Here is a 22,865-nt window from a genome sequence, read left to right as displayed (position 1 = left end):
CTTGAAAATCGCTCTTCTGGTTGTAATCCTGCTGCCGCTGCTGTTGATAGCCGGCGTCTACGGACTGCTCGCCTCCCGGGCCGGCAATCTTTGGGTACTGGAGCGGGTCAAACCGGTATTGCCCGGCGAACTCACCATTGAGGACTGGCAAGGCAATTTGCTCAGTGGCGCGCAAGTGGCGCATTTGCAATACCGCCAGGATGAGCTGGTGGTGGACCTTCACCAGCTGCGTCTCTCGCTGGCGCCGCTGGAAGCCTTGCGTGGCTGGCTGTATCTGGGCGAACTGCACGCCGACCGGGTAAGGGTGCATATACCGCCCTCCCCTGCGGATCAACCACCGGATGACACACCGTTCACCCTGCCCGAGAGCATCGCCCTGCCCCTGGGCGTGCGCATCGATACCTTCTCGTTGAACGAGCTGATTCTGGAAGGCGCCACCAACTTGCAACTGCGGGATCTGGAAGGGCAGCAATGGGCCGCCTGGCAACGTCTGAACCTGCCACGGATCGCGCTCACCGTGGCCGACACCCGCCTGGACGCCAGCCTCTCCGGTAACCTGCACGCGCCCTTTCCGGCCCAGGGCGATCTGCTCTGGCGCCGCCCCGCCGCGGGAGACGATGGCGCGCCTCGGCTGGGTGGCCGGCTGATTTTCCGTGGCGACCTGGACAAACTGAACCTCAGCCACGACCTCAGCGCGCCGCTGACGCTGAGCACTAACGGCAGCCTCGCCTGGCGGGATCACACCCTGAATCTGGATCTGATCCATGAATGGCCGGCCCAGGCACTGCCGGTGGACACTCCCGTGCCGGTGCAGCTGGGCGCCGGCAAACTGACCACCGTGGGCCCCCTCGATGCCCTCCAAATCCAGGGCCAAGCCGACCTGGAAGCGGACGGCCACCCGCTCAAGCTGAATCTGGACGCCACCGCCAGCACCCGGTCCATGGCCTTGAAGCAATTGCATCTGGAAGGCGCCGGCCAACGTCTCAATGCCACCGGCAGTCTGTCCTATGAGAAGGGTCTGGCCTGGGACCTCAACGTCAATGGCGACGCCCTCGACCCGGCGCTGGTGGCACCGGACTGGCCCGGCAATCTGACCCTGCGCGCCCAAAGCAAAGGACACTGGCGTGATGACGATTGGCGCGTCAGCGTGGACCCTTTGTCCCTCACCGGCACCCTGCAAAAGAAACCGGTTTCTCTGACCGGCAAGGCCAGCCAGCCCGCCGGCGGCGATCTGAGCCTGACGCTGAATGGCCGCTGGGGCCAGGACCGGATCACCGCCGAAGGCAAGGTGGGGGAACGGCTGGCGCTGGCGGGAACCGCCACGGTGGCGGATTTGTCAGCGTGGCAAGGTCCGGCCCGCGGCGCCCTTGATTTGCGCTGGCGGCTGGCCGGCACCTTGGAAAACCCGCTGCTCAGCGGTGAACTGAGTGGCCAGCAACTGGCCTGGGAAGATTGGCAGCTGCCCCGCCTTGATGCCCGTTTCAACAACCTGACGCCCGGCAACGGCCAGCAAAGCCTGAACGTGACCCTGGGCCCGGTGAGTCAGGGCGCCGAGCAACGCCTGGAGCAAGTGACGCTGGCGGTTCAGGGCACCCGCTCGAATCACAGGGTGACGATCGCCGCCCACCAGGATGCCGCCGAGCTGGAACTTGCCCTGCAGGCGGCGCTGAGCCAGGACTGGCGCTGGCACGGCCGGGTCGAGCAGTGGCGGCTCGGTGAACCGCGTGCCGGCAACTGGGCGCTGGATACGCCGGCGCCGTTCAGCGTCAGCGCCGCCCGGCAGCAGTTGGAAACACTGTGCCTGCAGCGCCAAAGTGGCGAGGGCCGTCTCTGCCTCGGCGGTGAACATGGCGACGGCGGCCGCTTCAACGCCGAAGCCCGGCTCGCGCGCTTGCCGCTGACGCTGTTGAATCCCTGGCTCGGCGACCAGCTCAGTCTGGCCGGCGAGATCAACCTGGACAGCCGCTTCTCCGGCACCCTGGCCGCCGCCAACGGAGAATGGACCCTGAGCGCCGACCACACCCGGCTGACCGTGCGCGATGTCGGACAGGACCATGTCTTCGACCTGGATACCGCCCGTCTCGACGGCACCCTCCAACAAGGCAGTCTGGCCAGCCAACTGGCCCTGGTGGTGGCCGGACACGGCTCCCTGGACGCGGAGCTGAACACTCGCCTGAGCGCGGCGGCTCCGGTTGACGGCCGGCTGCGTCTGGATATTCCCAAACTCGATGACTTCGCCGCCCTGATCCCGCAAATCGGCGAGCTGAACGGCGCCGTCCGTGGCGAATTGAACCTCAGTGGCACACAGGACGCGCCACGATTAAGCGGCCAGATCGATCTCACCGGCGGCCGCGCCAGTGTGCCGGAACTGGGGATCGCCATGGAGGAGATCACCTTTACCGCCGCCGGCGATGCCGCCGGGTTGCGCCTGGACGGGCGCGCCCGGTTCGGCGAAGGCACCCTGACCCTGGACGGCGAGTGGCGACCGGAGGTGTCGCCGCTGGCGGTCACGCTCAACATCGATGGCGAGCGCCTGCAGGTGGCCAACCGCCCGGACGCCAAGGTCTGGGTCAGCCCGGCCCTGCGGCTTCAGGGCAACGGTCAGGATCTCACCCTGGACGGCACCCTGACCGTGCCCGAGGCTCACCTTGAGCCCCGCGAACTACCGGAAAGCGCTGTGTCGGTGAGTGCGGACCAGGTGATTATCGACGCCGAGACCGAGGACCGTGCGCCGCTGCCCTTCGCCATGTCGGTGGACGTGGTACTGGGCGACAAGGTCAGCTTCGAGGGCTTCGGTCTCACCGCCACCCTGGGCGGCGATCTGCGAGTGAGTCAGAAGGTGGATCAACCGGCCCAGCTCAACGGCAACCTGACCATCAAGGAAGGCCGTTACCGCGCCTACGGCCAGAACCTGGCCATCGACAACGGCCGCCTGATGTTCCAGGGGCCGCCGGAGAACCCGGGCCTGGATATCCTCGCCATCCGCAAGATTCCCAGTGAAAGCCTGGTGGTGGGGGTGCGTATCAGCGGCACCCTGCAGCAGCCGAAGGCGCTGATCTTCTCCGATCCAACCCTGGAGGAGAGCGAGGCGATGTCCTACCTGCTCACCGGCCGCGGGCTCAGCAACGCCAATCAAAGCGATGCCGCCATGGTGGCCCAGGCACTGGCGATTTACGGCCTGCAGGGTAGCGGCGTGACAAGAAAACTCAGTGAAACCCTGGGGCTGGATGAAGTCACCATCGGCAGCGACTGGGGTGGCGCCGAGGACGCCGCGCTGATGCTCGGCAAACAAATCTCCGAGCGCCTGTACCTGACCTACGCCGTGGGAATCTTCGACGCCATCTCCACGGTGATGCTGCGTTACACCCTGACCCGGCAACTGCACCTGGAAGCCCAGTCCAGCAGCAAGAGCCAGGCCCTCGATCTGATCTGGGAAAAGGAGTTCAGGTAGTCGCCGGCAGTGCGTAGATGCCGGTGACATGGGCCACCATGTCATCGCTGTCGACGCTGTAGAGACGCACTTCCAGTACCGCCGAGCGCCGTCCCAGCCGGATGATCTCGGCGTCGGCGATCATGTCCACCGGCGCCGGCTTGCTGAGAAAGTTGATATTCAGGTTTTGCGTCACCGCCATTTCCAGCGCCCCGAGCCGGCCCAGAATCACCGCGTACATGGCGGAATCCGCCAACCCCATCATGGTCGGGCCGGAAATGGTGCCGCCGGGGCGGATCATGGACGGCTTAAACGGATAACGCACCCGGGCCCGGTTCCCTTCCACCCACTCCACCTGCAAAGCGGTATCGGCCGCCGAAGGCAAGCCGTTGTACATAATGGTCTGTACTTCCTGCGCGCTCAGCACTGTTGTTTTCCTTCTTTCTTCAGTCGGCGATTGGCAAATGGTGCCAGAGGCCCGCTTTGACGGGAAGCGTACCGGTGTCAGCGCCGGGCCGACTATGTAGAATAGCCCACTTAACGCTTCGGCACCGTCAATCGCCTTTCATTGGATCCGGATTCGTACAAACTATGCGTACTTCCCGCTATTTGCTTGCCACCGTCAAGGAAACCCCCGCCGACGCGGTGGTCATCAGTCACCAGTTGATGCTGCGCGCGGGCATGATCCGCAAGCTGGCATCCGGCCTCTATACCTGGCTGCCCAGCGGCCTGCGCGTGCTGCGCAAGGTGGAGCGGATCGTGCGCGAGGAAATGGAACGGGCCGGCGCCCAGGAAGTACTGATGCCGGTGGTGCAGCCGATCGAGCTGTGGCAGGAATCCGGCCGTGACAGCGCCTACGGCCCCGAATTGCTGCGCATCACCGACCGCCACGACAACGGCTTCTGTCTGGGTCCCACCCATGAGGAAGTGATCACCGATCTGGCGCGCAACGAGATCCACAGCTACAAGCAACTGCCGCTCAACTTCTATCAGATCCAGACCAAATTCCGCGACGAGATCCGCCCGCGCTTCGGCGTCATGCGCTCGCGGGAGTTCACCATGAAGGACGCCTATTCCTTCCACCTGAACGCGGAATCGCTGGCCGAGACCTACCAGGACATGCATCGCGCCTACTGCGCGATCTTCGACCGCCTGGGGCTGGACTATCGCCCGGTGGAAGCGGACACCGGCTCCATCGGCGGCGCCGCCAGCCATGAGTTCCATGTGCTGGCGGCCTCCGGCGAGGACGACATCGCGTTCTCCGACACCTCCGACTACGCCGCCAACGTGGAGCTGGCCGAAGCGCTGGCCCCCGCCGGCGAGCGGCCGGCTCCCGGCGCCGAAATGACGCTGGTGGACACCCCCGACGCCAAAACCATCGAGCAACTGGTGGCGCAGTTCGACCTGCCCATCGAAAAGACCGTGAAGACCCTGGTGGTGAAAGGAGCGGAAGGTGGTCTGGTGGCCCTGCTGGTCCGTGGCGACCATGAACTGAACGATGTCAAAGCGGAAAAACTGGAGGCGGTGGCGGCGCCGCTGGCCTTCGCCGAGGAAGCGGAGATCCGCGCCGCCATCGGCGCCGGCCCCGGCTCCCTGGGTCCGGTGAACCTGCCCATCCCCTGCATCGTCGACCGCACCGTGGCGAAGATGAGCGACTTCGCCGCCGGCGCCAACCAGGACGGCAAGCACCATTTCAATATCAACTGGGAGCGCGATGTGGCGCTGCCGGAAGTGGCCGACCTGCGTAATGTGGTGAACGGCGATCCAAGCCCGGATGGCCAGGGAACCCTGGTGATCAAACGCGGCATCGAAGTGGGCCACATCTTCCAGCTCGGCACCAAATACTCCGAAGCCCTCAACGCCACCGTGCTGGACGAAAACGGCAAGGCGGTGACCATGCCGATGGGCTGCTACGGCATCGGCGTCAGCCGCATCGTGGCCGCCGCCATCGAGCAGAATCACGACGAGCGCGGCATCATCTGGCCCGAAGCCATTGCCCCGTTCCAGGTGGTATTGATGCCGCTCAACCCGAAAAAGAGCCCGCGCGAAAAGGACACCGCCGAACAGCTCTACCAGACCCTCACCGAGGCCGGCATCGAGGTGCTCTACGACGACCGTGAGAAAGAGCGGGTGGGCGTGAAGTTCAGCGACTCCGAACTGCTCGGCATTCCCCACCGTATTCTGGTGGCGGAAAAAGGACTGGACCGCGGAGTACTGGAATACAAGCGCCGGGGCGCGGAAGACAATGAGGAGCTGCCGCTGGATCGGGTGGTGGAAGTGCTCAAGGAGAAGCTGGCCGGGCGGTAAGCGCCCGGACGACAAAGCCGCGGTAGGAGCTTGCCCTGCAAGCGAATCCTTTACGGGAGCCTACCGCGGCTTCGCAGCCACCTCTGAATCCGGATCCGCGAGATTTGGGCTTAACCTTTCGTACCTTCCGCGCTACCCCCCTTCGCGGCGCCGCGCCAGCAGTTGGGTCATGGCGGCATCACCGGTGGCGGTGAGCCGCCAGCAACCCGGCCCTGCCCCTCTCTCATCGTGACGGATCAAACCCAGCGCCCGTAACTGCACCTTGATCTGCTGCAGCACCGGCTCCGCCAGCGTCACATTGCGCACCGCGTGAGCCTCCGGAAAACGGGGTTTCAATTCCTCCAATGCGCGCCGCGCCAGCGCCTGCTCCAGCGTCTTGCGCAACACCGCCTCGCTAGCGCCCTCCAGCATCTTCGGTGCCAGCGAACCGAACACCGCCTCCCATTGCCAACGGCTGCGCCCCCGCGCCAGCTTGCAGGCACCGCCCTGATACACCGCGCAACTGTATTCCAGTTCCACCGGATCGCCACCACGGGCCAGCGCCGCCGCCGCGGGCCGTTGATCCGTCAGCCAGCGTTCGCGCTCCGCTTCCAGGGCCGCCAGCCGCCGGCGCAAAACCGCGTCCTCGGTGCCGCCGGCGGTGCCGGGCCGGACCCAGCCGGCGGCCGGATGGGCTCGCAACCAATCCGGCAACACCCGCGCCAGCCGTTCCACCAGATCCGCCGGCTCGCGCCAGGTATGGCAACGGGTCTTGCCCTGCAGCAGACGGGCAAAATCGTCGCGCCGCACCGCCCCCTCACGGGATCCCTCCCGGGCCGCTTCCGGCAGCAGCGACGGCGCTTCGTGAATGAACGCCAGCACCGGTTTGCGCTTGGTGGCGGCATAGACGAACTCGCGGTGCATCTGGCTCAGCCCTAACGGCGACAGAGCGCCGTAAAGCCCGCCGAGAACCAACACCACATAGTCGCTGTCGTCGATCAGACGCTGCGCCAGCGGCATGTGATCGGCGCCGTCATCCAACGCCGCCATCCCCAAAGGCATCAGCGCCTGATTCAACAGCGGCGCCAGCACCTTCTGGCGCACCCCCAGTGGATCCGGATACCCGGTGCTGAGAAAAACCGGATGGCGTTTTTCCATCAGCGTGTTTCCTTGCGACCCCATCGCTTTCCCTGTGCCCCCTGACAATATCGCCCCTCAACCTCTACTACCCCACAACGGTTTCGGAGTTCTTGGAGAGTCGGTGGTCAACGTTCCAGGACCGTGCTTCTCCGTGTCCTGGAACGTTGACCACCGACTCTTACCCCCACCGTACCTCCTGGTACCGGCGACCCCAGCACCGATTAAAGCCCCTGCGCGAATACCCGACAAGGAACCTCTCCACAACAGCAGGCCCACATCCGTCATGGCGGGACACACCGGCCGGTTCGTGCTAGCCTGCCGGACACCGTCCATCACTATCAGTGCCGATCATGCGAACCATCGCCTTTTATAATCTGAAAGGAGGGGTGGGCAAGACCACCACGGCCATCAATGTGGCCTGGCACGCGGCCCGCTGGAAGCACCGTACCCTGCTCTGGGACCTGGACCCGCAGGGCGCCGCCAGTTTCTATCTCGGTGTCGACGATGGCACCGGCTACAAGGCGGGCGCGGTTCTCAAAGGCAAGCAGCCCATGGGCAACCTGAAGCGGGAAACCCGCTGGCCGCTGCTGGAAGCCATTCCCTCCGACATCAGCCTGCGCAATGCCGACCTGAAACTGGCGGAGACCGGTCGCGGCCAGCTGCGACAGCTGGTGGCACCGTTCGGCGAAAGCTACGAGTTAATGCTGCTGGATTGCCCGCCCACCCTGAGCCCGGTGGCCGAGAGCATTTTCTCCGCCGCTGATTACCTGGTGGTGCCGGTGATCCCGACGCACCTTTCCCTGCGCGCGCTGGAACAGGTGCGGGATTGGCTGGACAGCAAGAAGCTCAAGAATCTGGAGCTGATCCCGTTCTACAACATGGTGGACCGGCGCCGGGCCCTGCATCTGGATTTGCTGGTAAAACGGCCGCCAATCATGCGTAACAGCCTGCAGACCTGGATCCCCTACTCCACCCATGTGGAACAGATGGGCGATCACCGCGCACCGGTGGCGGAATTCGCCCCACACACGCCGGCGGCCCACGCCTACCGGGCGCTGTGGTTCGAATTGCTGGATCGCATCAAGCTCTGAGCACGAAACACGGAATGCATTGCGGGCCACCACCACGTTCCGCAGCTTCCCACAGAGAAGAGTCACGGAGCCGCTGTGGGAAGCTTGCTTGCAAGCGAATATTGCCAACGGCAGAGAAAACCATTCGCTGCCTAGGCAGTCTCCCACAGCGGCTTCGTAGCACAGGGTTGCGGAGTTCGTGGAACCGGCCTATTCGCTCCAGGGGTCGGCCCGTTGCAGGATCGTATCCAGATCCAGACCGCGCGGCAGGGTGCCGTAGTTGCGATCACCGTGCTCACCCAGACGGGAGGCGATGAAAGCCTCCGCCACAGCGCTGTTGCCGGCGGCCACCAACTGACTGGCCTGCATGGTCAGTGACAGGCGGTCGACGATGTCGCGGGCACGGTATTCCGCATCCGCCATATCGGAGAACTCACCTTTCAACGCGGTCACGGCCTGGTCCAGACGGCTGTCGGCGCCGGCTGCCTTACCCAGTTCCGTGAACCACACGTCCAGCACTTTCGGCGTCTTCGCCAAAGCGCGCAGCATATCCAGCGCCTGTACATTACCGGACCCTTCCCAGATCGCGTTGATCGGCGCTTCCCGGTACAAACGCGCCATCATGAACTCCTCGATGGCGCCGTTGCCGCCCAGACATTCCATGGCCTCGTAGGCATGGAACGGGGTGCGCTTGCAGATCCAGTACTTACCCGCCGGCAGCCCCAACCGCAACAGCAGTTGTTCATATTCGTTGCCGCTGTCCAACGCGGTGTTGTCCAACGCCTCGCCCATGCGCATGGCGATGGCCAGGGAGCCTTCCACCTCCAATTGCAGGTCGGCGAGCACATTCCGCATCAGCGGCTGGTCAATCAGTGTCTTGCCGAACGCGGCCCGGCCACTGGCGTGATTGACCGCCTGTGCCACCGCCTGACGCTGCCCCGCCGAAGAGCCGATCATGCAATCGAAGCGGGTCATCGCCACCATTTCGATGATCGCCGGCACACCACGCCCTTCCTCGCCGACCATCCACCCCAGGGCTCCGCGCAGCTCGATCTCGGAGGAGGCGTTGGAGACGTTACCCACCTTGTTTTTCAGGCGCTGCACTTGAATCGGATTCTTGCTGCCGTCGGGCCGCCAGCGCGGCACCAGAAAACAGCTCAGCCCCTTTTCGGTCCGCGCCAATACCAGGAAGGCATCGCACATGGGCGCGGAGGTGAACCACTTGTGGCCAATCAGTTCGTAGGCCTCGCCAGGGCCGCCAGCGCCGATCGCATAAGCGCGCGTGGTATTGGCCCGCACATCGGAGCCGCCTTGCTTCTCGGTCATGCCCATGCCGATGGTCAGGGATTGCTTTTCATAGTGCGGCACATTGCGCGGGTCATAGCCGTTGTTGAGGATTTTCGGCAGCCATTCCTCGGCCAGGGATGGGGTCAGCCGGATCGAGGGCACCGCCGCGAAGGTCATGGTCAGCGGGCAGCCATGGCCCGCTTCCGCCTGGGCCTGCAGGTAGCTGCGCGCGGCCCGGGCCACATGGGCGCCGGGCTTGGGGTCGGTCCAGGGCGCGGAATGGATGCCGCTCTCCAGCCCCAGCGCCATCAGGTTGTGATAGGCCGGGTGATATTTCACCTCATCCACCCGGTAACCGTGACGGTCGTGAGAGAAGAATTGCGGTTTGTTTTCGTTGGCCAGGAAACCCCACTCGATCACCTCGGCACTGCCGGTCCTGGCACCGTGCGCGGACAATGCCGGTTCCGCCCAGCCCGCACCGTGGCGGCGCACCGCTTCACGCAGGGCATTGTCGGAGTCATAGGCGTTGTAATCCTGCAGATCGCCGGACTGGTTGAGCACCTCATGGGTGTCGGCCAGGGCTTCCACATTCAAAGCATCGTGTTGAGCATTCATGATTGACCTCCAGCGCCAACGGCGCCTGTGGTGGTGTTTTGTTGTGGTTGTCTCGATTGCGATGGCGTGGCGCCCACCGCCCGCAGGCAGAAGGCCACCATCTGATCCGGCAGGGCGGCGTCCGCCAGCGGCGCCGCCAGTGGCCCCACCAAAGCTTCGGCCACCGCCCCTACCAGCGCCGCGGCGCTGGGGGCGGTGGCCTGGGGCGGCAGTTCGCCACTGGCCACGCCGTGATCCAGCACATCCCGGTAGAGTGCCGCGTACATGGCCCGGTAATGCAGCCGTTCGGCATCCACCTCCGGCTCCACCGGTTCGGCGATCAGCGCCCAGGCCAGCTTGGGCGCCGCCATGGCTCGACCGGCGAACACCCGCAACGCTTGCTCCAGGCGGGCACCAGCGCCGCCCGGCCCGGACAGCGCCCGCGCCACGGCCTCCACTTCCCGCTCGGTGGCGACACGGAACACCTCCGCCGCCAGCGTCGCCTTGTTGTCAAAATAGCGATACAGCGTGCCGACACCGACGCCGGCGCGCTCCGCCACCGCCTGCATGGTCATGGCGGCGAAGCCCCCTTCCCGCACCAACATCTCAGCGGTCCCCAGCAAATTCTCCCGCTGCGCCGCCTTACGCGCCCGCACCTGAGCGGTTTCCCGGTATGCCATGATCGGAATCCTGATTCCTGCTTTCAAAGGATTGAATCACGGTTCCGAGCTTCAAGCAAGCGGGAAAAACAGTTACAGGGAATAGTGAAAGGCAAAGACCGGGCTTTCCCAGGAAGTAAGGTTTCGTTTGCAAATCAGCATTCATCTTCTGCATTTACGCAAATACGCCGGCACGGACCACAAGCCCCCTATCCTGGTTCGCGCGCTATTCACTGTTCCCTGTTAACTGATCACTACTCCCGCCCCCACCATCAGCAGCACCAGCGCCAGCAGCGGCACCTTGCCGGAGCGCAACAGCACGACGCCCATCACCACCATCGCCAAGTCCCCTCCACCAGCCACCGCCGAGCGAAAAACCGGATCGTAGAGGGCGGCCAGCAGCAATCCCACCACGGCGGCGTTGACGCCGGCGATCGCGCCGGCCATGGCCGGGCGGCTGGCCAGGCCGCGCCAGGCGTCCGCCAATGCCCATACCAACAGGAAGCCGGGCAGGAAGATCGCCACCGTGGCCAGGGCCGCGCCGGACCAGGGCGCCGCCGGCATCAGCAGCGCGCCCAGATAAGCGGCCAGGGAAAACATCGGGCCGGGTACCGCCTGGGCGGCGGCGTAGCCGGTCAGAAAGGCGTCGGTGCCGATGCGGTCACCAACGAAGCCCTGCAGCAACGGCAATACCACATGGCCGCCACCGAACACCAAAGCACCGGCGCTATAAAAGTCCCGCAGTAGCCAGAAGCCACCAACCAGGGCGAACAACAGCCAGAGTCCGGCGAACAGCACCAGCGGTCGCCCTCTGATCGCACCGCCCTCCGGCATGGTCTCCACGGTACGCTTGAGCCATCCGCAGCCAATCGCCGCCGCCAGCAGCAAGGCCAGCAGTTGCGTGACGACGCCCGGCCACCACCACAACAGCACCGCCGTGGCCAGCGCCAGCCCCCGGGTCAGGGTATCGGGACAAAAACGGCGGCCCATGTTCCAGACCGCGTCGGCCACCACCACCACCGCCAGCCATTTCAGTCCCCGTACCACGCCATCCAACCCGTCTCCGGCCCACCGGGCAGCGAACAGGGCCACCAGTACCATGATCCCGAACGACGGCAGGGTAAAACCGAGAAACGCCGCCACCGCCCCGGCCAGCCCGGCGCGATGGCGGCCGATGGCGAACCCCAACTGACTCGACGCCGGGCCGGGCAGAAACTGGGTCAACGCCAACAGACGGGCGAACTCGTCCTCGTCCAGCCAGCCCAGGGAGGTGACGAAACGGCGGTGGAAATACCCCACATGCGCCGCCGGACCACCGAAGCTGATCCAGCCCAACAGAAAAAATTCACGAAAAACCCGCCATGCCTGCATTGTCGTTTTGTTCCCCGTCACGGTTTCGTCACAGTCGCGCCGGATTCTGCGTGGCGCACATGTCACGCGGATGTCACCGCGCCCACGGGCAGGTATACTCCCGCCATGCAACGCGATCCCCTTTCGATTCTCCAGCACGTATTCGGCTACCACGAGTTCCGTAACCAGCAGGCCGCCATTATCGACACCCTGGTCAGCGGTGGCGATGCCCTGGTGTTGATGCCCACCGGCGGCGGCAAATCCCTCTGTTACCAGATCCCGGCCCTGGCGCGGGAAGGCGTCGGTGTGGTGGTCAGCCCGTTGATCGCGCTGATGCAGGATCAGGTGGACGCGCTCAACGCCCTCGGCGTCAGCGCCGGTTTCCTCAACTCCACTCTGGACGCCGGCCGCGCCAGGGAATTGGAACAACAGGTCCGCGACGGTACTCTCGACCTGCTCTATGTGGCGCCGGAACGGCTGACCCAGGCACGCACTCTGGAATTGTTGCACCAGTCTCCGCTGGCGTTATTCGCCATCGACGAGGCGCATTGCGTATCGCAGTGGGGCCATGATTTCCGCAGCGACTATCTGCAACTGTCCCTGCTGCACCGGGAGTTCCCCCAGGTGCCACGCATCGCGCTCACCGCCACCGCCGATCCGCGTACTCGTCAGGAGATCGCCGAACGGCTGGATCTGGGTGGCGCCCGGCACTTTATCTCCAGCTTCGACCGGCCCAACATCCAGTACCGGATCGAACGCAAGGACAGCGCCCGCCAGCAACTGCTAAGGCTGATCCGCAACGAACACGCCGGCGACGCCGGCATTGTTTATTGCCTGTCCCGTAACAAGGTGGACCAGACCGCCGACTGGCTCAACCAGCAAGGCATTCCCGCCCTGCCCTACCACGCCGGTCTCGGCGGCGAGGTGCGCGCCCGTCACCAGCAGCGATTCCTGCGCGAGGATGGTCTGGTGATGGTGGCCACGGTGGCGTTCGGCATGGGCATCGATAAACCGGATGTGCGCTTTGTCGCCCATCTGGATCTGCCCAAAAGTATCGAAGCCTACTACCAGGAAACCGGCCGGGCCGGCCGCGATGGCGCCCCCGCCACCGCCTGGATGGCCTATGGGCTGGAAGACGCCATCCGCCACAAACAAATGCTGGCGCAATCGGAGGGCAACGAACAGTTCAAACGCCACGAGCATCAGCGTCTGGAGGCCATGCTTGGCCTCTGTGAAGTGACCCAGTGCCGGCGCCAGGCGCTGCTGAACTATTTTGGCGAAACCCTGGAAAAACCCTGCGGCAACTGCGATACCTGCCTGAACCCGCCACAGACATTCGACGCCACCGAGGTGGCGCGCAAGGCGCTCAGCTGTGTTTACCGCACCGGCCAGCGATTCGGCGTCAACCATTTGGTTGATGTGCTCACGGGCAATCGCAGCGACAAGGTGGCTTCCGCCGGCCACGACCATGTCTCCACCTGGAACATCGGCGGCGAGCTTTCCGCCAATCAGTGGCGGGCCATTTATCGGCAACTGGTGGCGCTGGGCCTGCTCGCCGTGGATGCCGCCGGCTATGGCGCCCTGCAACTCACCGAGGCCTGCCGTCCCTATTTACGCGGTGAGCGGTCGCTACAACTGCGCAAGGACGTGGCCCGTGCCCAGACCCGCTCCCGCCGCGCCGAGCGGGTTCCGGTGACGGACGCCGAGCGCCCGCTTTGGGAAGCCCTGCGCGCCTGCCGCAAGCAACTGGCCGAGGAAGCCGGCGTGCCACCCTACGTGATCTTCCACGACGCCACCCTGCTCGACATGATGGCGATTCATCCAACCTCACTGCGTGACATGGCCAGCGTCAGCGGTGTCGGCGACCGCAAACTGGAAGCCTACGGCGACGCTTTCCTGGAAGTGTTCCACCGTTACGCCTCGTGACGATCCGCTTCGTCTGCTGGTGAAGCTCCCACAGCGACGTTGTAGCAACCTCCGAATTGATGTCTGCAAGGCCAGAAGAACACCTGCGCTTGCCGGTTACCTCGAAGCAAAGGCGTAACGCGGCTTGGCTGTCCATGATGGAAGGTAATACCGTTTCCCTCCAAACCGCGATGAACCTTATGTTGGCGTCCGATATCCAGCGCCGTTCCACAACCGTGAGACAACACAGATCATCAAACCGTCATTTCAATGACGCCGAATCATCACATCCTTTATCCAGCATAGGCAGCGCTCAGGGAGCCCGCCCGCTCCCGACCCGGGTTCCATACCCAGCCTCCGCCGTCGCGGAGAAGCGCAAAGGAAGGCGCGTGATGGGGTGCACCCGGGTATACCAATACCAATCTGGGGGTTCACATCATGCGATTCACGGCACTACCGTTGTACGCGGTGCTGCTCGGCGGCCTGTTGTCCGCCTGCGGCGGTTCTTCGTCTTCATCCGATTCCGGCACGCCACCCACCGATCCCGGCAGCGGCGGCGAAACGCCCACGCCGACTCCGGTTTCCACACTGCGCATCGGTCTGCTGCCGGATACTCAGGGCGGCGGCGATAACGTTTCCATGCATCCAATGAAGGCGGTGCTCGACAAGGAACAGGAACTGGGCGTGGATATCGTGATCCCGGTGGGCGATCTCACCGACCACGGCACCACCCGAGAGTTCGAGCAATGGACCTCGGTGGCGGAAAGCTACCGCGACGCCGGCATCGAGTTCCTGCCGTTGATGGGCAACCACGAAGACAGCTACGCCTATTCAGTGGAATGGATCGAGAACATGAAGCACTACATCCCCGACGATGCGGTGCACATGAGCGGCGCCCAGTATCTCAATTACTACGTCATCCGCGACAACGTGATGATCTTCCTGCTCAAGTATTACAACCTGCCGATCGCTTTTGACTGGATCAAACAGGAAGTGGCCGCCCACGAGGGTGAATTCGACCATCTGGTGATCGCCAGCCACGACGGCCTGATCGGCGCCAAATACGGCGAAACCCGGGAAATGATCGTGGAAGGCACCGCCGGCGACGACCACCTGATGAACAAGTGGGATGACATCCGTGCCTTCTTTTCCAAACACGATGTAATCTGGGTGCAAGGCCACGAGCACATGTATCAGCGCTCGGTAATCAAGGCGCCGATCTGGGTGGACCCGACCTCCTGGACCGAAGACGACGGCAACTACCGGCTGCCCCAGTACACTCAAATCATGTCCGGCAACGCCTCCTATAAAGGCTACGAATTCCGCTACGGAGAACGGGAACTGGTGCAACGAATCGTGCAACAGAAAATGAACACGATGAAGAACGGCTCCACCGCCTACGACGTCAACGCCTCGGTGCTGACGTTCCAGGGCGACCGCGTGGACTATCAGTCCTGGTTCACCGAACACACCATCGGCGCCAATGAAGACGGCGAGAAAGAACTGGCCGCTCCGCAATGGAAACTGCTGGACCGCTTCTCGCGCACCAAGAACCGCTGCGAGCGCATTGTTTATCCCAACTCCATTCCCGAAGGCACCCGCCCGGTGATGTACCTGGACAGCAGCTACATCAGCAACGACTGTTATGCTCCCGACGGCAGCGTGGCACGCATGGTGGGCGGCACCAACGACACCTTCAACCGGGTGGAAAGCCGCACCCGCGACATGGAAGTCACTCCTGGGTTCAGCCGCGCCAGCACCGTCACCGAGCTGGCCCGTCTGGCCTACCAGTTCCTGTTCCAGATGAACCAGCCCTGGACGCCGAATCTGAACGCGGAGAATCGGGTGGTACCAAACGCCGACGACGCGGCCGTGCTCGACATTCCCGAGACCACCATCGATCTGAAGGAAGACGTGACCATGAGCTGGCAGGCCGCCAACGGCGACACCGCCTCCGACATTCTCATCATCAGCGGCACCCAGAATCAGACCGGCACCTACTCCAACGCCTACGGCGGCGCCAAGGACCTGGAGACGGATACCGGTCTGCCCGGCAGTCAGCCCGATGGCACCGCCAAGCAGGCCCATGCCCTGCCGGCCAGCGCCAGTAAGAACTGGGATCTGGCCACCGCGGTGTCCGATGCCTATGCCGTGACCTTCGACGCCGACGAAGGGGTGGATACCGACAGCCACACTCTGGCCTGGCGCACCGCCGACGGCTGGCAAGCCATCGCCGGCACCGATTGCGTGGTGGAGCAGCCGTTCGACAGCGCTTTCCTGAGCACGCCGCCAAACCGTCCGGACGCCTGCGCCGACCAGCCCCTGGTGGGCTTCGATGCCGACCACGGCCGGCGCTGGTGGACCGTGCTGCAACAGGATGCGGAACTGGCGCTGATCAGCCGCTGATGCTTTGAGACAAATCGCGGCTCGTGAGCCACTGGTGTCCTACAGTGGTGGGACATCCCGCTTACACGCAACCGTGGCACACTGATTCGCTGGCAAGCCAGCCTCCCACAGCGGTTCCGTAGCCTCTCCGTGGGAAGCGAGCTTGCTCGCGAATCCGGCTTGACTTCCCGTCCCGCCAAGCCAAGGATGGGCCGATAGCAACAAGCAGGCCCATCTCATGGGGTTATACAGCGATTACCTCTTTCCTCCGCTGTTGGATCTGGCCACCCGTCCGTTCTATCGCAACCGCCAGCGTTTGATCGCCGCCGCTCGCGGGCGGGTCCTGGAAATCGGCGTCGGCAATGGCGCCAACCTGCCGCTTTACGGCGAGCAAGCCACGGAAATTCACGGCCTGGAACCCAGTATCCCGTTACTCAACCGGGCCCGCCGGCAAGCCACCAACAGCCCCCACCCTCAACGCATCCGCCTGTTGGCCGGTGATGCACGGCGATTACCCTACCCGGACCGCTACTTCGACACCGTGGTGGCGTGTCTGGTGCTGTGCACCATTCCCGAACCGGAACGGGCCGCCCGGGAAATGCGGCGAGTGCTGGCCGACAACGGGCAATTACTGATTCTGGAACACATCGCCAGTCCCAACCCCCGCACGCAACGCTGGCAGAACCGGCTGACGCCGTTGTGGAAACAGCTGGCCTGCGGCTGCCATCTCAACCGTCCCACCCCGGACATCCTCCACCATGCCGGTTTCGATCTCGCCAATACCCGCCGTTACCGCCATGCCCGTCTCCCCGCCTTCGCCAGTCAGGTATTGGAAGGCACCGCCACGCCATACCCCGGCTGAATGGCCCCATTTGCCCCCTAACCCCCTCCTCACGGGCCGTTTGCGGCCATCACGGCAGATAAAGTCCTCGTGCCCCGGGCGCCAATCAGGTAACCTTCGCGCCTTTATTGCTTCCCTTCCTTAACTCCGAAGATACCCCCTATGGATTTCCAGTCCCTCGGATTGATCGATCCCCTTTTGCGTGCCGTGGCCGAACAGGGTTACGACCGTCCCTCGCCGATTCAGGCGCAAGCCATTCCCGCGGTGCTGGGTGGCAGTGATGTAATGGCCGCCGCCCAGACGGGCACCGGCAAGACCGCCGGTTTCACCCTGCCGTTGTTGCAACGGCTGGAGCCGGGCAAGCCGGCCGCCAGCCGCCAGGTGCGCGCGCTGGTGCTGACCCCCACCCGCGAGTTGGCCGCCCAGGTCGGCGAAAGCGTGGCCGAATATGGCCAATATCTGCCGGCTCTGCGCTCCGCCGTGGTGTTCGGCGGCGTCAACATCAACCCGCAGATCAACCGTCTGCGCGGTGGTGTGGATGTGCTGGTGGCCACCCCAGGACGGCTACTGGACCTGTATCAGCAAAAGGCGATGTCCTTCGATCAACTGGAGATTCTGGTACTGGATGAAGCGGACCGGATGCTCGACATGGGCTTCATCCACGACATCCGCAAGGTGCTGCGGCTGTTGCCGAAGCAGCGGCAAACGCTGATGTTCTCCGCCACCTTCTCCAATGAGATCCGGACGCTGGCGAAAACCCTGGTGCGCAGCCCCAAGGAAATCGACATCAGCCCGCGCAACAGCACCGCCGAACGGGTCCGTCAATGGGTGGTGACCGTGGACAAACGGCACAAGGCGGCGCTGCTCACCCATCTTATCGGCGAGCAGCAATGGTTCCAGGTGCTGGTGTTCACCCGCACCAAACACGGTGCCAACCGCCTGGCCAAGCAATTGGAAAGCGCCGGCATCGAGGCCGTCGCGATCCATGGCAACAAGAGCCAGAACGCCCGCACCCGCGCCCTGGCCGGCTTCAAAAGCGGTGAAGTGCGCGCCCTGGTGGCCACCGATATCGCCGCCCGAGGTCTGGACATCGACCAGTTGCCGCAGGTGGTGAACTTCGACCTGCCCAACGTGGCCGAGGACTATGTACACCGGATCGGCCGCACCGGCCGCGCCGGCGCCGACGGCGAAGCGGTGTCCCTGGTCAGCGGCGAGGACCAGAAACTGCTCAAGGGCATCGAGCGGCTGATCAAACAGCCCATCGAACGTCGCCAGGTGACCAACTTCGAGCCGCCGGCGGTGGCCGATATCCCTGATGAGAGGGAACCGCGTTCCCGTCCCAATGGCTCCCGCTCCGGCTCTCGCTCTGGTCCCCGTTCCGACGGTGCCTCCCCCAACAAGAGCGGCCAGCGCCGCTCCGCGCCCCGCGGTGCCGACGGCAAGCCGGCGCCACGCCGGCGCCGCCGCGGTAGCGGTGGGGGCGGCGGTGGCCAGCGCAGCGGCAACGGCGGCAATCGCGCCAGCCGCGGCTGATCAAACCCACGCTCGCGGCCCCTTGCCCCGCCGCGAGCGTTTCTCACTATCCCCTATCCCGCCTCAATCCCCTTTCTGTTCGAAAATCATGAACAGAGATATCGGATTTCTCCTGATTATTCGCCCTGTACAGGGGTGTATGGTGTGCCGGTTTCCCGCATAAACCGATCAAGGAGAACCTGCATGCCCGCTTCTCACCAGAACGTCGCCATCGTCACCGGCGCCTCCCGCGGCATCGGTGCCGCCATTGCCGAACGTCTGGCCGCCGATGGCCATGCCGTGGTGATCAACTACGCCGCCAGTGCCGCGGCGGCGGAAGCCCTGGCGGCGAAAATCGAGCAGTCCGGCGGCACCGCGCTGCCGGTCAAGGCCGATGTCAGCGACCCGGAGGCGGTGGCGCGCCTGTTTGATGCCACCGAAACGGCGTTCGGTGGTGTCGACGTGCTGATCAACAACGCCGGCATCCTCAAGCTGGCGTCACTGGCCGAGTGTGATGACGAGCTGGTGGACAGCCAGATCGCCATCAATCTCAAGGGCACTCTGAATACGTTGCGCCAGGCGGCGCGGCGCCTGCGCGAGGGTGGCCGCATCGTCAATTTCTCCACCAGCGTGGTGGGCCTGAAGCTGGAAAACTACGGCGTTTACGCCGCCACCAAAGCGGCGGTGGAAACCCTGACCGGCATTCTCGCCAAGGAACTGCGCGGCCGTGACATCACCGTCAATGCGGTGGCCCCGGGCCCCACCGCCACCGATCTGTTCCTGGAAGGCAAATCGGAGGAACTGGTGGAACGACTGGCGAAACTGAGCCCCATGGAACGGCTCGGCACACCGGAGGACATCGCCGGCACCGTGGCGTTCCTGGTGGGCGCCGATGGCGGCTGGGTCAACGGCCAGGTTCTACGCGCCAATGGTGGCGTGATCTAGATCCGACACACCAGGCCATAATGGTCCGACGGTTGATTCGAAGCGGGCGGTTTCAGAGCGTGTAGAGAATCGGTGGTCAGAATTCCAGGACCGTGTTTGGCCAGGGAAGGCCAAACCCGAGCCCACATGGACGTGCTTGTAGCGTGTCCTGGAATTCTGACCGCCGATTCTCCCCGGCAAGAGCCCCCTGCTCCGCCACCATTCTGATTTCATCTTTCCAGGGCTGGCCCGAAACCGACCATCGTCTACTGGCATCCCGACAGCGCCGGTGCTTGGATAACAGCACGGCGTGCCGACGTCGCCTCCGCGCGCCACAAAACAACAAACGGCAAGGAATCGGAAATGAGCTATCGGAATGCCTTTCAGCAGGCCCGCCAACAACCGGAAGCCTTCTGGGCCGAACAGGCCCGCAACGTGGCCTGGTACCAGCCGCCCACGCGCATCCTGGAAACCCTGGACGACGGCACTCACCGCTGGTTTGGCGATGGCCGCCTGAACACCTGTTACCTGGCTCTGGACCACCAGGTGGAACAGGGCCGGGGCGAGCAGGATGCGCTGATCTTTGATTCCCCGGTCACCGGCGTGCGCCAGCGTTTCACCTACAACCAGCTGTTGGCGCGGGTGGCGGAGCTGGCCGGTGCGCTCACCCGTCTCGGAGTCGGCGCCGGCGATGGCGTGGTGATCTATATGCCAATGGTGCCGGAAGCGGCCATGGCCATGCTCGCCTGCGCCCGCATTGGCGCGGTGCATTCGGTGGTGTTCGGCGGTTTCGCCGCCAACGAGCTGGCGGTGCGTATCGACGACGCCAGGCCCAAGGTGATCCTGACCGCCTCCTGCGGCATCGAGATCGATCGTGTGATTCCCTACACACCGCTGGTTCATGGCGCTCTGCGGCAGTGCCAGCATCGCGTCGATCAGGTCCTGGTGCTGCAACGCGAAACGGCAAGGGCGGAACTGCGGCAATACGGGTTTCTCGACTGGCAGGCCACCGTCGATGGCAGCGATCCGGTGCCGCCCACGCCGCTCAACGCCAACCACCCGCTCTATATCATGTACACCTCCGGCACCACCGGTAAGCCCAAGGGTATCGTCCGCGACCACGGTGGCCATGCTGTCGCTCTGCTGTACGCCTTGCGCAGCATCTACGGCATGGAAGCCGGGGAAATCTGGTGGGGCTGCTCCGACGTGGGCTGGGTGGTGGGCCACTCGTTCATCGTCTACGCGCCGCTGCTGGGCGGCTGCACCACGGTAATGTTCGAAGGAAAACCGGTGAAAACACCGGACGCCGGTGCCTACTGGCGTCTGGTGGAAGAGTACGGCATCCATGGTCTGTTCGCCGCGCCCACCGCGTTCCGCGCCATGCGCAAGGAAGATCCCGAAGGCCGATTGTTCCAGCGCTATCGGATCGACACGCTCAAACATCTGTTCGTCGCCGGTGAGAAGCTGGATACCCCCACTTACCAATGGCTCAGTGATCTCACCGGGCGGCCGGTGTACGACCACTGGTGGCAGACCGAAACCGGCTGGCCGGTGACCGCCCCCTGCGCCGGCCTCGGCGAACGGGAAGTGCGCAATGGCTCCACCAATCGGGCGGTACCCGGCTATCTGGTGGAAGTGCTCGGCGAAGACGGCCAGCCGCTGCCGCCCAACCAGGAAGGAGACATCGTGTTACGCCTGCCGCTGCCGCCGGGTTGCGCGCAAACGCTTTGGAACGATCATCCGCGCTATCTGGAAAGCTACTTGCGCGCCTATCCCGGCTACTACCACACTGGCGATGGTGGTTACCTGGACAAAGACGGGTTCGTGCACATCATGGGCCGCACCGACGACGTCATCAACGTGGCCGGTCACCGGCTTTCCACTGGCATCATGGAGGAACACATCGCCACCCATTCGGCGGTGGCGGAATCGGCGGTGGTGGGCCGCCACGATGAATTGCGCGGGGAAGTGCCGCTGGGTCTGGTGGTGCTCAAGGACGGCGTCGCGCAATCGCCGCAACAGGTGGAACAGGAACTGATCGCCCTGATCCGCGACCAGGTGGGCGCCGTGGCCTGCTTCCGCCGTGCGCTGATCGTGCCACGGCTGCCGAAAACCCGTTCCGGCAAGACCTTGCGCGCTGCTTTGCGTAAGATGGTCAACGGCAAGGATTTCCCCCTGCCGCCCACCATCGACGACCCGGCCATTCTCGATGAGATCAGCGATGTGCTGATCCGCGAGGGCGAAGTCGCGCGACCCGGGCAGGTTCTATGATCCGCACCAAGCCATGATCGGGAGAGAATGATGACAACACTGACCCTGAGCAGTGACGAACTGGTACGGCGGGCCAAGGCCCGCATCGAATCCCTGACGGCGGAGGACGCGGTCGCCCTGCTTGACGATCCCGGCACCCGCTTCGTCGATCTGCGCGACGTGCGCGAGCTGCAACGCGAAGGCACCGTGCCCGGCGCCCTGCACTGCCCGCGCGGCATGCTGGAGTTCTGGGTCGACCCGGATTCCCCCTATCACAAGGACGCCTTCGCCACCGGCCAGCGTTTCGTCCTGTTCTGCGCCCTGGGTCATCGTTCCGCCCTGGCCACCCAGCAGCTAGTGGAGATGGGCTTTGGCCCGGTGTGTGACATCGAGGGCGGTTTCAAAGCCTGGCGCGAAGCCGGCGGCGCGGTGGACAAGAAGGACTGAATCAGCGCCCTGTTCACGAGCTTTACGTCAGCGGCCCGCACACCCGCTCGAATCCCGCCACCACGAACGGGATCATCCGATCGTAGGCGGTCTGGAAGTCGTCGGAGCGGCACAGGCCGCCGGACATGGCATTGATACGGCCGGTGTTGGCGAACGTCAGTGACATGGCACCGGACATGAAGTGGTAGCACCAATACAGATCGGCGCGCTCTGCCCGTGGCAGGGCCGTCGCCAGCGCTTCCACGAACGCTTCCATGGGGCCGTCGAAATGGCGGCTCATCAGTACCGGCCCCCATACCGGAGAGGTGTTCACGTAGGCCAGCAGCGCGCAGTAGTTACGCCAGCCCCGATCCTCGCTCTCCTGGGCCATTTCCAGTGGCCGCAGATAAGCCTCGATGATTTTTTCCAGTGGTATCGGATCGCATTCAGCGCGGGCGGATGCCAGCGCCGCCAGGCGGTCCTCGTTGAGAATGCGCGCCCGGCGCTGGAAGACGGTATCGAACAGCTTCTGCTTGGCGCCAAAGTAATAGCCGATCAGGGCCAGATCCACATCGGCTTCGCGGGCCACCGCCCGTAACGTGACGGCATCATAGCCGTGGTAGGCGAACAGACGCTCGGCGGCGTCCAGAATCAAGGTGTCGCGATTGCCCCCGCCATCGCGGGAACGGGGGCGGCCCACGGCTTTCTTCCTGGCCGGGGATTTCGCGGACTTGGGGGGCTTGGTCGTCATGGACGGATAGTACGCAAGCCCCCCGGGTTCAACAACCGCCGGTGTTTCCCGGCTT

At 64.3% G+C, this 22,865-nt stretch carries 16 protein-coding genes; 10 read left to right on the top strand and 6 right to left on the bottom strand.

The features are described from left to right. Position 1: 1 nt before the first annotated feature. Positions 2 to 3,451 (top strand): translocation/assembly module TamB domain-containing protein, encoded by a 3,450-nt coding sequence (locus CRO06_RS04440; RefSeq protein WP_143247714.1) that lies wholly within the window; start codon positions 2 to 4, stop codon positions 3,449 to 3,451. Here CRO06_RS04440 and CRO06_RS04435 read toward each other — a convergent pair. Then, positions 3,444 to 3,857: a PaaI family thioesterase gene (locus tag CRO06_RS04435; protein WP_022996157.1), complete on the bottom strand. Its 414-nt coding sequence runs from the start codon at positions 3,855 to 3,857 to the stop codon at positions 3,444 to 3,446. The genes CRO06_RS04440 and CRO06_RS04435 overlap by 8 nt on opposite strands. A 164-nt stretch (positions 3,858 to 4,021) precedes the next feature. Here CRO06_RS04435 and CRO06_RS04430 point away from each other — a divergent pair, with 164 nt between their 5' ends. Further along, a complete protein-coding gene (locus CRO06_RS04430; protein ID WP_097057818.1) occupies positions 4,022 to 5,737 on the top strand; it encodes a proline--tRNA ligase in 1,716 nt (571 codons plus the stop codon). A gap of 132 nt (positions 5,738 to 5,869) precedes the next feature. Here the strand turns inward: CRO06_RS04430 and CRO06_RS04425 are convergent, their stop codons facing one another. Then, a complete protein-coding gene (locus CRO06_RS04425) occupies positions 5,870 to 6,874 on the bottom strand; it encodes a DUF4062 domain-containing protein (protein ID WP_179746466.1) in 1,005 nt (334 codons plus the stop codon). A 332-nt stretch (positions 6,875 to 7,206) separates the two neighbouring features. Here CRO06_RS04425 and CRO06_RS04420 point away from each other — a divergent pair, with 332 nt between their 5' ends. Next, positions 7,207 to 7,947: a ParA family protein gene (locus CRO06_RS04420; RefSeq protein ID WP_097057816.1), complete on the top strand. Its 741-nt coding sequence runs from the start codon at positions 7,207 to 7,209 to the stop codon at positions 7,945 to 7,947. A 189-nt stretch (positions 7,948 to 8,136) separates the two neighbouring features. On the opposite strand, the gene CRO06_RS04415 is transcribed toward CRO06_RS04420, so the two are convergent. From CRO06_RS04415 to chrA, 3 genes are all read right to left on the bottom strand, one after another. Next, a complete protein-coding gene (locus CRO06_RS04415; protein WP_097057815.1) occupies positions 8,137 to 9,828 on the bottom strand; it encodes an acyl-CoA dehydrogenase family protein in 1,692 nt (563 codons plus the stop codon). After that, complete coding sequence (locus CRO06_RS04410) at positions 9,825 to 10,487, bottom strand: TetR/AcrR family transcriptional regulator (RefSeq protein WP_022995695.1); 663 nt, start codon at positions 10,485 to 10,487, stop codon at positions 9,825 to 9,827. Before CRO06_RS04410 ends, CRO06_RS04415 begins: the two co-directional genes overlap by 4 nt. A gap of 222 nt (positions 10,488 to 10,709) precedes the next feature. Beyond that, entirely contained in the window at positions 10,710 to 11,837 is a 1,128-nt protein-coding gene (chrA, locus tag CRO06_RS04405; RefSeq protein WP_097057814.1) for a chromate efflux transporter, read from the bottom strand. A 105-nt stretch (positions 11,838 to 11,942) separates the two neighbouring features. On the opposite strand from chrA, the gene recQ reads away from it, so the two are divergent. From recQ to CRO06_RS04370, 7 genes are all read left to right on the top strand, one after another. Further along, entirely contained in the window at positions 11,943 to 13,742 is a 1,800-nt protein-coding gene (recQ, locus tag CRO06_RS04400) for a DNA helicase RecQ (protein ID WP_022995693.1), read from the top strand. A gap of 417 nt (positions 13,743 to 14,159) precedes the next feature. Continuing rightward, positions 14,160 to 16,127 (top strand): metallophosphoesterase family protein, encoded by a 1,968-nt coding sequence (locus CRO06_RS04395; RefSeq protein WP_097057813.1) that lies wholly within the window; start codon positions 14,160 to 14,162, stop codon positions 16,125 to 16,127. 217 nt (positions 16,128 to 16,344) lie between these two features. Next, positions 16,345 to 16,968, top strand: a complete 624-nt coding sequence (locus CRO06_RS04390; RefSeq protein WP_022995691.1) for a class I SAM-dependent methyltransferase — start codon at positions 16,345 to 16,347, stop codon at positions 16,966 to 16,968. Positions 16,969 to 17,109: 141 nt separating this feature from the next. Beyond that, the gene (locus tag CRO06_RS04385; RefSeq protein ID WP_097057812.1) at positions 17,110 to 18,480 is read left to right on the top strand and encodes a DEAD/DEAH box helicase; all 1,371 of its coding nucleotides are present in this window, start codon (positions 17,110 to 17,112) and stop codon (positions 18,478 to 18,480) included. A 183-nt stretch (positions 18,481 to 18,663) separates the two neighbouring features. Beyond that, entirely contained in the window at positions 18,664 to 19,404 is a 741-nt protein-coding gene (locus CRO06_RS04380; protein WP_097057811.1) for an SDR family oxidoreductase, read from the top strand. A 342-nt stretch (positions 19,405 to 19,746) separates the two neighbouring features. Further along, a complete protein-coding gene (locus CRO06_RS04375; RefSeq protein ID WP_097057810.1) occupies positions 19,747 to 21,654 on the top strand; it encodes an AMP-binding protein in 1,908 nt (635 codons plus the stop codon). A 30-nt stretch (positions 21,655 to 21,684) separates the two neighbouring features. Next, on the top strand, positions 21,685 to 22,080 hold the full coding sequence (locus CRO06_RS04370) for a rhodanese-like domain-containing protein (RefSeq protein WP_022995687.1): 396 nt from the start codon (positions 21,685 to 21,687) through the stop codon (positions 22,078 to 22,080). Positions 22,081 to 22,102: 22 nt separating this feature from the next. Here the strand turns inward: CRO06_RS04370 and CRO06_RS04365 are convergent, their stop codons facing one another. After that, entirely contained in the window at positions 22,103 to 22,759 is a 657-nt protein-coding gene (locus tag CRO06_RS04365) for a TetR/AcrR family transcriptional regulator (protein WP_097057809.1), read from the bottom strand. Positions 22,760 to 22,865: the final 106 nt, after the last annotated feature.

This window comes from Alloalcanivorax xenomutans (assembly GCF_900217905.1).
In the GTDB taxonomy this organism is placed as follows: Bacteria; Pseudomonadota; Gammaproteobacteria; order Pseudomonadales; family Alcanivoracaceae; genus Alloalcanivorax; species Alloalcanivorax xenomutans.
This window is presented reverse-complemented; position numbering and strand designations above follow the sequence as displayed.

Excerpts from the sequence above, each read along its gene's own strand:
- CRO06_RS04385 (WP_097057812.1), top strand. The coding sequence starts at position 17,110 with ATGGATTTCCAGTCCCTCGGATTGATCGATCCCCTTTTGCGTGCCGTG.
- CRO06_RS04390 (WP_022995691.1), top strand. The coding sequence starts at position 16,345 with ATGGGGTTATACAGCGATTACCTCTTTCCTCCGCTGTTGGATCTGGCC.
- CRO06_RS04410 (WP_022995695.1), bottom strand. The coding sequence starts at position 10,487 with ATGGCATACCGGGAAACCGCTCAGGTGCGGGCGCGTAAGGCGGCGCAG.
- CRO06_RS04370 (WP_022995687.1), top strand. The coding sequence starts at position 21,685 with ATGACAACACTGACCCTGAGCAGTGACGAACTGGTACGGCGGGCCAAG.
- CRO06_RS04415 (WP_097057815.1), bottom strand. The coding sequence starts at position 9,828 with ATGAATGCTCAACACGATGCTTTGAATGTGGAAGCCCTGGCCGACACC.
- CRO06_RS04375 (WP_097057810.1), top strand. The coding sequence starts at position 19,747 with ATGAGCTATCGGAATGCCTTTCAGCAGGCCCGCCAACAACCGGAAGCC.
- CRO06_RS04380 (WP_097057811.1), top strand. The coding sequence starts at position 18,664 with ATGCCCGCTTCTCACCAGAACGTCGCCATCGTCACCGGCGCCTCCCGC.
- CRO06_RS04430 (WP_097057818.1), top strand. The coding sequence starts at position 4,022 with ATGCGTACTTCCCGCTATTTGCTTGCCACCGTCAAGGAAACCCCCGCC.
- CRO06_RS04420 (WP_097057816.1), top strand. The coding sequence starts at position 7,207 with ATGCGAACCATCGCCTTTTATAATCTGAAAGGAGGGGTGGGCAAGACC.
- chrA (WP_097057814.1), bottom strand. The coding sequence starts at position 11,837 with ATGCAGGCATGGCGGGTTTTTCGTGAATTTTTTCTGTTGGGCTGGATC.
- recQ (WP_022995693.1), top strand. The coding sequence starts at position 11,943 with ATGCAACGCGATCCCCTTTCGATTCTCCAGCACGTATTCGGCTACCAC.
- CRO06_RS04395 (WP_097057813.1), top strand. The coding sequence starts at position 14,160 with ATGCGATTCACGGCACTACCGTTGTACGCGGTGCTGCTCGGCGGCCTG.
- CRO06_RS04425 (WP_179746466.1), bottom strand. The coding sequence starts at position 6,874 with ATGGAAAAACGCCATCCGGTTTTTCTCAGCACCGGGTATCCGGATCCA.